The sequence below is a fragment of the Paraburkholderia sp. PGU19 genome (assembly GCF_013426915.1).
In the GTDB taxonomy this organism is placed as follows: Bacteria; Pseudomonadota; Gammaproteobacteria; order Burkholderiales; family Burkholderiaceae; genus Paraburkholderia.
Genome location: NZ_AP023181.1, coordinates 669,321 through 683,892 on the forward strand (window position 1 = coordinate 669,321; position 14,572 = coordinate 683,892).

Here is a 14,572-nt window from a genome sequence, read left to right on the forward strand (position 1 = left end):
CTAGGCACAGCCGGCGCGCCCGCCTAGCTTTACGAAAACACTTCCACTGTTCGCGCATGCCGGCGCGGCCGTCGATGCGGCGTGGGCAGGATCTCGAAGCCTTGGAGCGATGGCGATGGATCTCGACCGAGACACACCGATTCCCCTTTATGGCGCAGGCGCGGAACCCGCCGCGCACGACGCCATCCTCGTGCTGCTGCGCTCGCTCGTCACGGCATTGTCATGCAGAGCGGGCGCGCTCGTTGACGAGGCAGAAGGTGAGGAAGTCCTGCTCGATGCCGATGCGGACGGCTATCGGTATCTGCTGGTGCGCACGAAGTCCACCTCTGGCTCGCGCGCGCATCTCAGTCCGCGCGAACAGGAAATCGCCCGCATGGTCGCGGCAGGTTACCCCAGCAAAGCGATCGCATCCGTGCTGAACATCAGCTGCTGGACCGTCGGCACGCATCTGCGTCGAATCTATGCAAAGCTCGGCGTCAACACGCGCGCGGGCATGGTCGGCCGACTGAACGAGCTGCATATCGGGGCGCATCCGCGCAGCCAGCCTCCCGCCCCGGCGGCTGCATCGCTCGAACGCAAGCGTGCATGACGTGACGCTACGTCACGTGTCACGCCGTCATGCGGATGCCACGCTCACTGCTTCCTGCACGCGGCGCGCGGGCAGGCTCACTAACCGCTTCGGCGGCACGCGCCGCGAACTCAGCAACCGAATGATGTTACCGCCGAGCACGGCGGCTTCGTCGCGCGGGCTCAGACCGATCAGCTTGATCTTGTGCAGCTCCAGCCCCGGATGCAACCAAGGCCCGTCTGAGCCGAAGATCAGCTTGCGCGCGCCGGCGCGGCGCACCAGTTCCACGAGATAGTCGAAGCGACGCACGCCCGAGCTGTCCGCATGCACGCGCGAATGACGCCCGAGCAGATCGATGACCGCCTGTTGCGCTCGCCAGTCATCGGCGAAGCTGCCCAGATGCGGCACGATGACATCGAGATCCGGATACGCTCCCGCGAGCATGTCGATCACATACGGGCGCCCGATCACATCGACGAGCAACGGAATGCGATAGCGCCGCGCCGCCTCGCAAAGCTCGCGCGTCGGCATGGCGTCTTCGCCGTGCACCTTGATGCCGCGAAAGCCGTGCCGGCGCACGGCAAGGTCGATCATTTCGTCGATACGGCCTGCGTCGCGCGCGCAGTGCACGAACGCGAAGCCGATGAGCCGTCCCGCATGACGCGCGACGAGCCGCGCAAGCGCATCGTTGGCCTGCGCGTAATCGGAATGAAACGCCGGAAACACCACGGTCCGCCCGATGCCCGCCGCGCGCGCGCGCCTCAAGTACGCGCCCAGCGGCGCAGCGGTATTCCAGGGCGCGGTCAGCAGATCGCCCTGGCCCGCGTGACAATGCGCGTCGATGATCATGTCGGTCTCCTGTGCGCCGCATCAGCTCGCGATCCGGCCCGCGCCACGCGACGCCGGGCCCGAGGTCGCGTGCGCGGCGGCGAAGGCATCGAAGAGCGCGATCGCCGCAGCCACGGCCTTCTCGAAGGTCGGGAGATGCAGCTTCTCGTTCGGCGCATGGCGGCCCGCGTCGTTCGGCGCGAAGCCGAGCAGCGCCGTCTGCGTACCGAGCACCGTGTTGAAGCACTGCAGCGCGGGAATCGTGCCGCCACCGCGCAACAGCGCAGGCTGCACACCAAAGGCCCGCTCGCACGCGCGCGTCGCCGCGACGATGACGGGATGACGGGTGTCCATCTGCGCGGGCGGCGCCGCCGACACGACGCGCATGCGCCCGCACACGGCTGGCGCGATCCGCGACGACAGATGCGCCCGTACGATCTGCTCGATCTCACGCGGATCCTGGTCGGGCACGAGCCGAAAGCTCAGCTTCGCACGCGCCGCCGCCGGAATCACGCCTTTGCTGCCTGCGCCGGCATAACCGCCCTGAATGCCGTTGATGGTGAGCGCTGGGCGCACGGTGAGGCGCTCATAGAGAGAGAAGCCCGCTTCGCCCCATGGACGCCCGATACCCGCATCGCGCATGATCGATGCATCGGAAGGCGCATCGCGCAACAGGCGCTCGCGCGCGTGCGGCGTGAAGGTGCGCACATTGTCGTAGAAGCCAGGAATCGCGATACGCCCACGCGCGTCGTGCAGCCCCGCGAGCAGTTCGCATAACGCCTGTAGCGGGTTGAGCACCACGCCACCAAAATTGCCCGAGTGCAGATCGTGACGCGGCCCGCGCACGTCCAGCTCCAGATAGAGCGCGCCGCGCAGCGCGTGCATGAGAGCGGGGCGCGACGCGTTCGCCATCGCGGAATCAGCCATCACTGCGCCATCGCAGCGCAGCGCCTCGCGATGACGCGCAACGAAGGGCAGCAGATTCGGGCTGCCGATTTCCTCCTCGCCCTCGAACAGACACACGATGTCGATCGGCAATCGCCCGCGTTCGCGCAGCCACGCTTCGATCGCCTTGACGAAGATGAACAGTTGCCCCTTGTCATCGCTCGCGCCGCGGCCGAAGAGCGCATCGCCGCGCACGACCGGCCGAAACGGCGGCGAGCGCCATTGATCGAGTGGCTCGGCGGGCTGCACGTCGTAATGGCCGTAAATGAGCAGGCACGGCTTGCTGCCCGCCGTGCGCCAGGACGCGTGCACGATCGGATGGCCGCGCGTCGCGTAGACGCCTGCGTCCGCGAGCCCGATGCCGCGCAGATGCGCCGCGAGCCACGCTGCGCAGCGCCGCAGCGACACGGCATGAGACGGCTGCGCACTGACCGACGCGAACGCGATGAAGCGCTTGAGCTCATCGACGTGACGCGCACGCTGCGCGCGGGCATGGCGCAGGACGTCGTCGATCATCGCAGCCGCCTTGCGGGCGCGTCGTCAGGGTCAGAGTTCCATCTCGCGCGCGGGCGCGCGCGTCACCGGCACGCCGGGCGGCGTGCGCCCGACCACACGCAGCGGTGCGGGCGACGTGCGGTCCCACGGCAGCACGCGCGCTTCGCCGGTGCGCGCAGCGAGACCCATCGCCTGGGCGCTCGTCAGCCACTCTTCCGCATACTCCGCGATTTCGAGCAACAGGGTTTCGAACTCGGGCCGCGAAGTCTTGAGAATGTGATCCTGCGCGAGCCAGCGCAGCACTTCGCGCCCGGTCACGCCCATGCGCTGGCGCGGCGACGTGACGAGCCGCTCGTTGAAGTAGCGGATCAACACTTCCTCGACGACGTCCCACGCGTTGTCGGCGCCGAAAAGACGCTTGACGTCATCGGAATTGAGGATGCGAAACGCTTCTTCGAGCAGTTGCATGACTTCGACGCGCAGCACGTTCAGATGCCCGAAGGACAGCCATTTCAGGTTGTTGCGCAGATCGAGCCCGGAGCGCCGCACGATCGCGATGGAGCCGAAGCTCGGGTCGTACGCGCGCTCGCGGATCACGTCCGAGATGCGCTTGTCGCGCCAGAACAGCGTCACCTGATGCACGAAATGGCTGAACAGCTTGTGAAAATCGACATTTGGCCGCGAGCCGGTCGGCCCGGGACCACTGCCGTAACCGAAGATTCGCCGGTACGCGCCGATGCGATCGCGCTGCGTATACCGCAGCACCTCGCGACGATCGAACTGGTAGAGCGCATACGCGCCGGGCCCCGACGACAGCCGCACCGCGCCCGCCTTGAACAGTTCCTGCAGCTTGCGCACCACGCGAAACACGCCGATCTTCTCGTGCTGATACAGGTAATACATGTCGCCAACGGCGATGATCCGCTCGGACGTGATGGTCTCGTCGTACGGCTCGACTCCCGGCGTCATGCGCGTCTGGCCGAAGTTGCGCGCCGCCTGCGGACCGATGCCCGCCAGTTCGGCGAGACCGCCGTCGGCCGGCGCAGGAGCTTTCGCATCGGCATCGACGACGGATTGCAGCAGCGCATCGATCTGCTGCGTGAGCGAATCGCCCAGTTGCGGATTCGAGATCAGCTCGCTTGCGAGGCGCTTCGTGACGGTGTCGCGCAGGGCCGCGATGCGATCGTACAGACCTTGATAGTCCTGTTCGGTTGCCATGGCTTGGACTCCTTAGTTCGCGGCCTGGAACGCCGGGAAGCCGATCACGTCCGGCGGCGCCAGCGCCACCTCGACGGTCGCGACGGCATCCGGCGTGCCTCCCCCCGTGGGATCGTCCAGATACGCCATGAACTTTACGTATCCCTGGACTTTGGGCGTCTTCGTCAGGACATGGAATTGCGCGCTGCCTTTGCCGCCCAGCACCATCGTCGTGGGATCGAAGCCGCGCCACTTGATCGCCAGGTTCACGTTGTCGGACGTGTCCGTCCCGATGTAGAGCGGCGTGTCGCTCAGGTTGTAGAGCGTCGATATCGGCGTCGAATTGTCGTGACGGAACGACAGCATGCCGTCCCTCACCCCGATACGCACTGCGTTGAACGCCGCCTGCACCTTCACCGGCGCGGGCGCCACGCTCACATCGCGCCTGAGCGGCCGCGCGAGGCGCACCAGTTCCTTGAGCTCATCCGACAGCGACAGGATCGCGCGCTGTACCCGCGCCGTGTAGAACCCCGGCGGCAGTTTCTTCGGCTGGTCGTGCTTATGCACCAGCGCCTGCGTCATAGACTGCAGTTGATGCGCAAACGGCACCACGCTGTTGCCGATGCCGAACTTGCCGCCGTCCTGCACGTACGCGGGCGCTTCGTCGGTAACGAAGTTCTGGATCCAGCGGAAGAAGTCTTCGGCGTACATGGGCTGGCTCACATCGCCGAAGGAAAGCTGCAGCGTCTGCCGCTCGGCCGCGCCGATGAACACCGAATCGAGTGTAAAGCGCACTTCGTCGACGGACTCGGCGATGACCGACAACTGCCGCGAGATCGGCACGAGCTGCGTGCCGAGGAATGGCGTCGACGAGCTCAGACCGAAGAAGCGTTGATTGGAGAGCCAGCTCTGCGCGAGCGAGGTCACGTAATCACACAGCACGCGATAGTTCGTCTGGTTCTGCTCGTCTTCGATGCTGTTGACAAAATCCTCCCCGAAGCTCAGCCCCAGCAGGTCGCGCAGCCGTCCGAGCGTGCCGGCGAGATGATCTGGCTCGGGATCGCGCAGTTGCGTGCCGTTCAGGATGCTGTAGGGCTCCGACGGCGTCGCGAGCAGAAGATTGAAGAAATGATCCACGCGCGCCACGCCCGGACCGCCGGGCGCGCCCAGCTCGCCGACGAGCTCCAGTAACTGCTTGCGCAGCACGGCCTTCACGGCGGTGATGTCTTCCGCGTCAGCGTCGGGGTCGAGCGGATAAAGGCCGTCGAGCAGCGGCAGCGCCTGGCCGAGCGCCTCCTGGGCACGCTTGTAGAGGCTCGCCTGCGCGCCCGTGATGCCGCCTTGCAGGTCGCTCTGCACGGCGTAGGTGCGCGGCGTGTAGGTCCATTCCGTATGCCCTTCGATGTCCGATATCGCAAACGACGACATCAGCGCGCCAGCGAAACCTTTCGGATCGTCGTCGCGCACTTTCCAGCCGAGCACGTCGCGCAGCGTTTGTCCGACGAGCTGCGCGCCGCCCGATTCCGGCCCCGACAGACGCGAGATCGGCGTAATCGACGATGGCGCGCCGTTCAGGTTTTCCGTGAGGATGGCGTAGGAGACGGCGTCTTCCATCGCCTGGGTGGCGCGCGCCGAGTCGTGACCGCCGCCTTGCGATCCGGGCGTCACGGGAGGCGTATCGGCGACGAATCGCTCCTTGCGCATATCGAAGTTCTGCGAGAGCAGCTGCGTGCCGGAGGACGCGAGCCGCACGATCACGCTGACGTGATCCCCCGTAATGGAGCTCGCGAAGACCCACGAAATGGCGCGGATGTCGGGTTGCGCTGTGGGCGGTGGGTCGCCATTGAAATCATGCTGGACGAAGACGCCGTCGGTGACGCCGTAGATGATCAACTCGAGATCGCCCGGCGACGGCATCGGCGCGTGTCCCACGAAGTACAGCGTCAGCGACGTCGGGGTCAGGATGCACTCACTGATTTTTGGGTCTGCCATGATCGATACCCTCTCCGTTCATTCAGCTTGCACGCGCGACGGCCGCGTGCGTCACGCGAGCCCGTCCACCTCTTTCAATCCTTCGTCGTGCCCGAGACGAATCTGCTGCCCGATCGACACGCTCTGCACCGACACGCCGCGCCGCTCGACCACTTCGAGCCAGCAGTCGAGCAGCGCAGCCGAAGTCGCGCGCGAGCATTCCGCGCACTGCTCCAGCTCGACGCGCACGACGCTCACCCAGCCCGCCCACTCGCGCCCGCGCTCGCGCGCCACGCTGCACAGATGCTCGATCCGATCGAAGCAGACGATCTCGCGCGAAAAAATCTCGTCGTAGCGCAAAAGCAGCGTATGCCCGCGCGCGAGCACGTCGGCGGTCTTTTCGCCGGGCGCGCGCGCGAGGGTCTCGCCCGCTTCCTCCAGCGCGCCGCGCGCTGCAAGCACCGCATCCGCGAGATGGGTCGCCACGGCGACGTCGCTTCGGCGCGGACGGTCCTCGTCGATGGTGGTGCACAGCGCGCCGATCGCTTCGCGCTGATCGGCAAGCCGGCCGCGCAGCCGCCCGAGTGCCAGCTCGATCGTCATCTTGCTACCTCCGCGCCAGTTCCTTGTAGAAGTTTTCGGCGATTACGCCGGGCCGCGCTAGTCCGCGATCGAGCGCGAAGCGTGCCGCGCCGATCAGAAAGCGCTCCGGCACGATGCCCGGATCGTTGCCCGCCGCGAGCCTGCGCGCCGCTTCCTCGATGATGCGCTGCTCCTTCGGCGCGAAACGAAACACCTGCGCGAGGCTGCGCCGGCCGAGCGCCGCGTACGGCCGCCACGCCATCGTGTCGACGGCGAGGCGCACTGCCTGGGAAAACGTGTCGAGCAGCGGCCGCGGAAGGCCGCCTGAGCGTGGATTCGGATAGATGCGCGTCCACGCGCGCCGATACTGCTCGGCTTCATCGGCGAAACCCATGCGCCGCAGCACCTCCACGCTGATCAGGATTCGCAGATACGGCGGCGGATGCACGCCCGCAGGATTGAACGCGTAGACGAGGCGCGGCTCGCGGCCGACCACGTCCATGATCGAGCTGACCATGCCCGGGCCGCCGAGCAGTGCGGCGCAAACGTCGGAGAACATTTCGCGGTTCCAGCGTGTCCAGATCATCGCGACCTCGTCGCCCATGCCGGCCGACAGCAGGCGCGAGGCCATCGCCTTCGGAATGCCCGCGGACAGCCCGAGATCCGACTGCAGGTTGTGACTGACCTCGTGCAGGACGGCGGCGAGCGTCCACGGATTGACGAGCCGGTGATACGGCAGCTGGATCAGCGGAAACGGATTGAGCTGGCGGCCGAGCTTCGGCATGCGGATGCCGCGGCCCCAAGTGGCTGGTGCGAAACCCGTGCGCATATAGCAGAACGGCGGCGGCGCGGGTATCGACTTGGCGATGCCGATCCCGGTGAAGGCGACCTGATAGCAGTCCATCGCGATGCGGTCGCAGCCGAGCAGCCAGACGCCATAGCGGCTCTGGCGCTGCCCGAACAGCTCGAAATAGAAGTCCCAGATCTTTTCGATGCCGCGCACCCAGTCGTGCGCTCGCGCCTTGCGCATCATCGCGTGCTGCAAGCGTGCCGTGTTCGGCGATTCGATCGCCGCGCGCACCGCTCCGTCCGCACCGTCGGTCATCTGCAGGAGCCCTTCGCGCAGCTTCGCGATGAGCGAGTTGACCGCCTGGACGTGCCCGTCCGACGGTGCCGACGCCTGCATGCCGAATTCGCCCGCCTTGAACGGGCGCAGCGCCGCCGCGTGCCGCGTGACGTTGATCGATTGCGCCCGCAACCAGGGCCGTAGCACGCCCTGCCCGCGGGCATCGGTGGCGGGCGCCGGCGGCGCCGCCGTGACAACGCCTTCCACGCTTTCCGGATCGGCCGCTGCGAGTTCCATCGCGCGTCTCCTCGATCAGGCTGTGCAGGCGCAGCGGCTGCACACGCAGCGTCCGCGCAGACGCCCGCCGCTCACGGGATAGACCGCGCGCGCGCCGCACGACAGGCAGACGCCGGGACGGCGCGTCGGCATCGGGCGCGGCGCGGCGCCCATCGGCACGCTACCGCCCATCCCGCCGGGCCATCCGCTCACGCCGCGCGCGCGGCCCATGCCGATGCCGCCCGTCGCCCCGGCCGGAATGCCCGTGCTGCCGTGGTAGCGCCGATCCATGCCGCGATGTCGGCGCAATGCGCGCGAGCGCGCGCCCGGATGCGACAGCACGCGATAGGTCTGCTGCGCGAGCGTGCGCAGCGCCGACTTCGCCGTGATTGGCCGGCCGACGGCCGCCTGATGCGCGATGCGGCGCATGGTGCGTTGCGCGATGCTCGGCACCGCGCGCAGCAGGCCGCGCGTGCCCGGATCGCGATAGAGCTTGCGGGCGATACTCGAAATGCCCTTGCTCAGCGAAGGCGACACGCGCGTGACATTGCGCGCAAGGCGCGGGATGATCTTGCCCGCGAGGCGCGGCCCGACCTTGGCGGCGAGCGGCAGGATCTTGCCGGCGAGCATCGGCACGAGCGGCAGGAAGCTTTCGACCGCTTCGTCTTCGCTTTCGGCGTGCACCGCTTCGTGCGCCATGTGCTCGAGCATCGCGTCGAGGTAGACCTTGCGGGTCGGATTCAGCTCGTATTCGCTTTCCCACTCGCCTTCGGACTCGCCTTCCCACTCGCCCTCGAGTTCCCCTTCCCATTCGCGATTCGGCAGCAGGCTCGCGGCGTAGGCACCGGGCGCGCCGCCCGCATTCGACAGGATGGAGCGCGCCGCGTCGAGCGCCACGCTCGCGGCCAGCCGGCCCCCGATGCCCGGCGACGCGGCCGCGCCGAACTCCGACTCCCACTCGCCCTCCGACTCGTCTTCCCACTCGCCTTCCGACTCGTCTTCCCACTCACCTTCAGGCGCGAATGCCGCCTCGGCCTCGCCGAGCGCTTCCCATTCGTTCTGCATCATGGATGACACCATCGCTCACCTCCGCTCCAGTCGTCTTCGATCGAAAGGGCTGACCCCGCCGCCTCAGCCCGCGATCGGGCGGCGCCGCGGCGACGACATCCTGCGACTCGCGATCACGTTCTTCTGGATGGCTGCCGCACAGGCGTTCGGATTGCCCAGGACACGGCGCACCTGCGTCGCCGCCGCCGTCGCGGCCGCGCGCCGCGTGATCGGACGGCCGGCCGCGGCCTGACGCTTCAGCGTGCGTACCGTGCGGCGCATGATGGTGGGAACCGTCCGAACGTATGGACGCGTGACGCGGCGCCGGCGGAGCACGCGCGTGAGAATGGCCGCGCCGCGCACCAGATGCGGCAGGATGCGGCGCAGCGCGCGCCGGTCGGCCTGCGAGAGAACGCTGACGACGGCGGCCCCCGCCATCGCCTCGGCCTGGCCTTCGCTGTGCTCCTGCGCGGCGGCTTCGGCGAGCATTTCGGCGTACGCTTCGTGCACGGCCGTTTCGTGCTGCGCGATCTCGTGCGCGACTTCATGCGCGGACTCGGGATGCTCGTACTCGTGCAGCTCGTATTCCTCTTCGAGTTCGTGCAGCTCGCCTTCGCCGAGCGCGGCGCTCGCGACCTTGCCGAGCACGGCGCCGAACGGGCCGCCGATCGCGGTACCGACCATCGGCGCCGCGACCTTCGCGATCGTCTTGAGCAGCGGCGCCGCACGCTTGACGAATTTCGCGATGCGGCCGAAAAACTGCTCGCCGCCCTCGTATTCGAACTCGTGCAGTTCGCCCATTTCGTGCAGTTCCCCGAGTTCGTGCAGGCCTTCCAGCTCGTGAAGCTCGCCGGATTCGTGCAGCTCGCCCAGCTCATGCAGCTCACCGGCCTCCATTTCGTGGAGTTCGTGCAGCTCGCCGTGTTCGTGCTGTTCGAGCTCTTCTTCGCCGAACAGACCACCAAGCGCGCCGAGGATGCCTTCGCCCTCACCGGCTTCACCGGCCGCCTCGAACTCGTTGAGTTCCTCTTCGAACTCGTATTCGTTCATGTTGCCCATGCCGTACCTCCTTGCGCGATGAAAGTCACTCGAAGACATGGAGGAAGGCTAGGAGGGCCGCGCGCGATGCGCCAGTCGCGATCTCAGGGCAATGCGTTCGTGGTCGCGCGCGGATGTGTCGCACGTTTGCGCCACAGCGCCATGTTTGTGCGGAATTGCACGAACCTCGCACTCGTCCAACCACAGACCCTTGGAACCCGCAAATTGAATAGATGCAATCACGCGCCAAGTGCGAAATCACTTGCGTGCAGTCGGCACCCCACTCCGGAATTCGTTAAAAATAATTCATCCGGTTCGTTTCAAAGGTACTCGGCAACCACATTGCCAGTCGACGACTCGTTTCACAGGCCGCTCGACATCGAATTCCTGCCGCTGTTCGACCCAGGCGCAACCATCATGGCATATGTAGACGTCATCTCCGACGACTCCGCCAACCACTACCATCGGGAAGAGCGGATCGAGATGAGTGGTCAGTCAAGGGCACTGGTGCGCTTGTACCTGCCATCTCTCAATCCGGATCGTCGCGCCTTCAAATTCCGGACCACTTTACTTTGTATCGACAACGGCATCCGGAGTGGCGACTTTTCAGCACCAATCGAAGAGACTCTGATCGAAGTCCAGTAAAGGGAAAAGCCACCGACTCGACGATATGCAGAACCTGTGGGATGTACTGGACGTCGAGCCGATCGGACAGAGGGAGAAGCTGCCATGCAGTTCGACATTTTTCTAGACGGTGTTAGGCACTTCCGGTCAAACCTGGTACCCTGGAGGCATGACAAAAGAGAAACGTAAAGCCTACCCGACAGACGTGTCAGACGAAGAATGGAGCTTCGTGGCAGCGTATCTGACGTTGATGGATGAGAGTGCGCCACAGCGGAAATATGAGTTGCGGGAGATGTTCAATGCGTTGCGCTGGATGGCTCGCGCTGGGGCTGCTTGGCGAATGCTGCCGACCAACTTTCCACCGTGGGAACTCGTGTACCAGCAGACGCAACGATGGCTGGCGGCCGGCTGTTTCGAGTGCATGGTGAGTGACCTTCGTTCGATCGTCCGTGTGGCGCAGGGGCGGCAGGGGCAGCCCAGCGCGGTGATCCTTGATGGCCGTACGTTGCAATCGACATGTGAAAGCGGTCCACGCGCAGGCTATGACGGCTACAAGCGCAAGCGTGGCAGCAAGGTGCATATGGCGGTCGACACGCTGGGTCAGTTGCTCGCCGTACACGTGACACCGGCCAACGAGCAGGAACGGGCCCAGGTGGCAGAACTGGCGCGCCAGGTGCAACAGGCAACGGGAGAAACCGTGAAAGTGGCCTTTGCCGATCAGGGTTACACGGGCGAAGATCCTGCGCAGGCCGCGCGCGCCCAGGGAATTGATCTCCAGGTGGTCAAGCTCGATGAAGCGAAAAAGGGTTTCGTGCTGTTGCCACGGCGATGGGTAGTCGAGCGCAGCTTCGGATGGCTCAACCGCTTTCGACGCCTTGCACGTGACTACGAACGCTTGCCCGAAACACTCGCAGGCCTGCATTTTGTCGTCTTCGCCATGCTTATGCTTGTCCATGCAATTCCAGTACTTCGAAGTTCCTAACACCGTCTAAGTTATTCGCGCAAGGACGAGGAATTTGCCAGAAAGCTAGAGGAAGCGCTGAAGAACTACAGACTCCCAAAGGACGTCAAGAGCGGCCTGGAATCCAGAACGCGCCTCATCGTATTTCGCGACAAGCACGACCTTGTACCGATCGCCGGAGACTACTGGAAGACGATTGAAGATTATCTTCAGAGGTCAGCTTACCTCGTCGTGATCTGCTCGCCTAACGCGTACGGAAGCGAGTATGTCAATCACGAGATCAAGGCGTTTCTCCAGTCCCACGACGCGAAGGCGATTATTCCCATCCTGCTCTCGGGCAAGCCGAATAACGATCAAGCGGCCCGGCCGGATGAGTATGCGTTTCCCGAAGCGCTGTGCAGTGCATTCTCAATGCCACTGGCCGTCGATTACACCGAGTTTCAGCGTACACAGGGGAACATACGCAAAGGCCGCTATCAGAACGCGTGGTACACGCTGCTCGCGAAAGTCTTCAAGGCCGAACGGGCCGAGATCGAGCGACAGGACGCGAGAAGACAGGCCCTCAGACGCACCATACTATCGACGATCTCCCTCACGGTTGCGTTCCTTCTCCTGTTAGCGCTGGTCGTGACTCTCAGGTCACGCGATGAGGCGATCGCGCAGCGCAACAACTCACAGCGACTTCGATACGCTTCGGATATGAATCTCAGCCAGCGCGAGTTCGAGTCGGATAACATCGGGCCGGGCAAGGCGCTGGTCGAATCCCACCGGGTCCCGGACCGAGACCAGGAAGACCTTCGTGGCTTTGAGTGGTACTACCTCTGGCGGCTTTACAACGAGCAGCTCAAAGTTTTCGACGGAACAGATGGCATAGGCTTTTCGCGTGATGGCAGGGTCTTTGCCACTGCCACTGCCAACGCCCTGAAGATCTGGGACGCCGCCTCGCTGCGCGAGACAGCGAACATCGAGCTGAGTGTGCCTCGGACCTACACATCCGGCTCGGATATAGCCTTTTCCCCCGACGGAAAAACAATCGCGTTCGGTGATAGTGAGAGCGTGGTGCTTCTGGATGTCAACTCCAGATCATTCCGCGAAGTACCCGTTGCTGACAAAAGGCGGCGGCCGGGACAAACTCAAAATTCGACAGACTCTCCGAAGCGTTTGTCCTGGGACACAGTGCGCGGAGGGACCCCGCGCTTTTCGCCTGACGGCAAGCTGCTTGCGGTCAGTTACGAGTGCGGCATGGTGGCCGTTTATGACGCGCACTCCCTCAAACAGATCGCCAGATTGGGCGACGGTCCACCTGCGTCCTTTTGCTCATCCTTCATCGCCTTTTCGCCCGACGGCAGCATTCTCGCCTACGGGGATGGGTACACCGTGAGGCTGTGGGACGTCGGATCCGCGCGCGACCTGGGTGGCCCAGAAATGGATGTTAGCCTGGCCGACAGCGTGGATCAGGTCGAGGCTATCGCGTTCTCGCGCGACGGCAAAATCCTCGCCATCGGTGACCGGAGCAAGAACGTGGTGCTCTGGAACATCTCTACAAAAAAGGTTCTGGCCCGGCTCGCGGGGCACACGGGCTGGGTCTCGGCCGTCGCCTTCTCGCCCGATGGCAAGATCCTTTATAGCGGAAGCGTCGATCAGACCGTCAAGCTTTGGGACTTCAGTTCGTACGATGGGAACGGCCAGGTCAGCGGAGAAAAGATAAAGGTGTTCGCGACGATCAAAGGGCACACCGGACAGATCAACTCGATCAGCACTTCGCGCGGCGGGAAAATCATTGCAACCGTAGCCGCAGATCGAACCGTCAAGCTGTGGGGCAAACTCGCAGGCCGCGATTTCGACGCCGTCGAGAACGTAGAGGCCGTTTCTTCAGCGGCAAATTTGATCGCCAGACAAGTTGCAGAGGGTGAGCGGATAACCCTCTTCGATCTCCGCAGCGGCGTGCCGATGCAGGTCGCGACTGTGAAGGCATTGAATCCCACCCTCTCGCCAGACGGTAAGATGCTCGCCACTGCTTCGTACGGCGGGCCCTCCGGAAAAGATGGCACGATACAACTGTGGAACGTGAGTTCCCGACGGCAAGTCACCGTGCTGGCGCGGTTTGCTGGGCAATCCCCGGCCTTCTCGCAGGACGGCCAGCTGTTTACCGCGCTGAGCTCTGACGGCAAGAGCTTGATCTTGTGGGATGCAGTCAATGGGCGAATGCGGACGTCTGTCATGAACGACGCTGCAATGGAAGACTATTGCATTTCAGCAAACGGAAAAGTCATCGTGACCGTAGACAAGGACGGTCCTTGGGTAAAGTCGTGGGATGCTGCCTCCGGCAGGCAGTTAGCCAGATTCGAAAGAAAGACCAGGCGCGGGGCCGGCTCGGACGAGAACGAAGGCGAAGCGCCAACAACGTTTCTGGCCTTATCAGGCGACGGCAAGTTCCTCGCGTACTCTGACTCGAAGGATGTCTGGCGATGGGAAACCGATTCCACGCACGGACCTGTCCTTCTCGGACACCGCGCAGTGAAAGTGAGCGCCCTTTCATTTTCCCCGGAAGGCAACCTGGTCGCCGTAGGCGAGGAGACGGGCACGGTGGAAGTCTGGGGCGTCGATCCCCGCAAAGCGCTGTCCTTTTTCAACGCGTATAACGAGGCGGTGACGGCACTCGCCTTTTCGCCGGATGGCAGAACACTGGCAAGCGGCGGTGGTGGCACGGTGAAGCTCTACGGTATGGCCTCCCTGAGGGAGTTGATCACGCTCGCGCACGATCCCTCTCCTACCTCCGAAATCCACGGCTTTCAAGGAAAAGAAGATACTGTCCTGGCAATCTACTTTGCGCCCAATGGAAGGTCCCTCTTCACACTCAGTGGCAATGGAACATTAAGGATCTGGCGAGGAGCGAATGACGAAAGCGTCCCTGTGCGAGAACAGTAAATGCGGGTACACGATCTCGAACAGGTTAGTAAGAAAGCAGCGCTTG

At 64.4% G+C, this 14,572-nt stretch carries 12 protein-coding genes; 4 read left to right on the plus strand and 8 right to left on the minus strand.

Features of this window, described 5'->3' with window-relative positions:
• The first annotated feature begins 115 nt into the window (after window positions 1–115).
• Window positions 116–589, plus strand: a complete 474-nt coding sequence (locus H1204_RS32835) for a helix-turn-helix transcriptional regulator (RefSeq protein WP_180734683.1) — start codon at window positions 116–118, stop codon at window positions 587–589.
• A 27-nt stretch (window positions 590–616) separates the two neighbouring features.
• Here the strand turns inward: H1204_RS32835 and H1204_RS32840 are convergent, their stop codons facing one another.
• From H1204_RS32840 to H1204_RS32875, 8 genes are all read right to left on the minus strand, one after another.
• Window positions 617–1,417, minus strand: coding sequence for an amidohydrolase family protein (locus H1204_RS32840; protein ID WP_180734684.1), 801 nt, complete (start codon window positions 1,415–1,417; stop codon window positions 617–619).
• A 21-nt stretch (window positions 1,418–1,438) separates the two neighbouring features.
• The gene (locus H1204_RS32845; RefSeq protein WP_180734685.1) at window positions 1,439–2,857 is read right to left on the minus strand and encodes a dipeptidase; all 1,419 of its coding nucleotides are present in this window, start codon (window positions 2,855–2,857) and stop codon (window positions 1,439–1,441) included.
• 30 nt (window positions 2,858–2,887) lie between these two features.
• Window positions 2,888–4,054, minus strand: coding sequence for a hypothetical protein (locus H1204_RS32850; protein ID WP_180734686.1), 1,167 nt, complete (start codon window positions 4,052–4,054; stop codon window positions 2,888–2,890).
• A gap of 12 nt (window positions 4,055–4,066) precedes the next feature.
• Entirely contained in the window at window positions 4,067–6,025 is a 1,959-nt protein-coding gene (locus H1204_RS32855) for a hypothetical protein (protein WP_180734687.1), read from the minus strand.
• A gap of 51 nt (window positions 6,026–6,076) precedes the next feature.
• Complete coding sequence (locus H1204_RS32860; RefSeq protein ID WP_180734688.1) at window positions 6,077–6,607, minus strand: hypothetical protein; 531 nt, start codon at window positions 6,605–6,607, stop codon at window positions 6,077–6,079.
• 4 nt (window positions 6,608–6,611) lie between these two features.
• Window positions 6,612–7,949 (minus strand): hypothetical protein, encoded by a 1,338-nt coding sequence (locus H1204_RS32865; protein ID WP_243468937.1) that lies wholly within the window; start codon window positions 7,947–7,949, stop codon window positions 6,612–6,614.
• A 15-nt stretch (window positions 7,950–7,964) separates the two neighbouring features.
• Complete coding sequence (locus tag H1204_RS32870; RefSeq protein WP_180734689.1) at window positions 7,965–8,996, minus strand: hypothetical protein; 1,032 nt, start codon at window positions 8,994–8,996, stop codon at window positions 7,965–7,967.
• A 63-nt stretch (window positions 8,997–9,059) separates the two neighbouring features.
• Entirely contained in the window at window positions 9,060–10,034 is a 975-nt protein-coding gene (locus tag H1204_RS32875; RefSeq protein WP_180734690.1) for a hypothetical protein, read from the minus strand.
• Between the two features lie 321 nt (window positions 10,035–10,355).
• Here H1204_RS32875 and H1204_RS32880 point away from each other — a divergent pair, with 321 nt between their 5' ends.
• The 3 genes from H1204_RS32880 to H1204_RS32890 all read left to right on the plus strand — a co-directional run bounded on the left by H1204_RS32880 (window position 10,356) and on the right by H1204_RS32890 (window position 14,526).
• On the plus strand, window positions 10,356–10,658 hold the full coding sequence (locus H1204_RS32880) for a hypothetical protein (RefSeq protein ID WP_180734691.1): 303 nt from the start codon (window positions 10,356–10,358) through the stop codon (window positions 10,656–10,658).
• Window positions 10,659–10,806: 148 nt separating this feature from the next.
• Window positions 10,807–11,619, plus strand: a complete 813-nt coding sequence (locus H1204_RS32885; protein ID WP_180735120.1) for an IS5 family transposase — start codon at window positions 10,807–10,809, stop codon at window positions 11,617–11,619.
• A gap of 57 nt (window positions 11,620–11,676) precedes the next feature.
• Window positions 11,677–14,526, plus strand: a complete 2,850-nt coding sequence (locus H1204_RS32890) for a TIR domain-containing protein (protein ID WP_243468982.1) — start codon at window positions 11,677–11,679, stop codon at window positions 14,524–14,526.
• The last annotated feature ends 46 nt before the right edge of the window (window positions 14,527–14,572 follow it).

Coding starts and splice junctions, on each gene's coding strand:
- H1204_RS32835 (WP_180734683.1), top strand. CDS start 116: ATGGATCTCGACCGAGACACACCGATTCCCCTTTATGGCGCAGGCGCG.
- H1204_RS32840 (WP_180734684.1), bottom strand. CDS start 1,417: ATGATCATCGACGCGCATTGTCACGCGGGCCAGGGCGATCTGCTGACC.
- H1204_RS32845 (WP_180734685.1), bottom strand. CDS start 2,857: ATGATCGACGACGTCCTGCGCCATGCCCGCGCGCAGCGTGCGCGTCAC.
- H1204_RS32850 (WP_180734686.1), bottom strand. CDS start 4,054: ATGGCAACCGAACAGGACTATCAAGGTCTGTACGATCGCATCGCGGCC.
- H1204_RS32855 (WP_180734687.1), bottom strand. CDS start 6,025: ATGGCAGACCCAAAAATCAGTGAGTGCATCCTGACCCCGACGTCGCTG.
- H1204_RS32860 (WP_180734688.1), bottom strand. CDS start 6,607: ATGACGATCGAGCTGGCACTCGGGCGGCTGCGCGGCCGGCTTGCCGAT.
- H1204_RS32865 (WP_243468937.1), bottom strand. CDS start 7,949: ATGGAACTCGCAGCGGCCGATCCGGAAAGCGTGGAAGGCGTTGTCACG.
- H1204_RS32870 (WP_180734689.1), bottom strand. CDS start 8,996: ATGATGCAGAACGAATGGGAAGCGCTCGGCGAGGCCGAGGCGGCATTC.
- H1204_RS32875 (WP_180734690.1), bottom strand. CDS start 10,034: ATGGGCAACATGAACGAATACGAGTTCGAAGAGGAACTCAACGAGTTC.
- H1204_RS32885 (WP_180735120.1), top strand. CDS start 10,807: ATGACAAAAGAGAAACGTAAAGCCTACCCGACAGACGTGTCAGACGAA.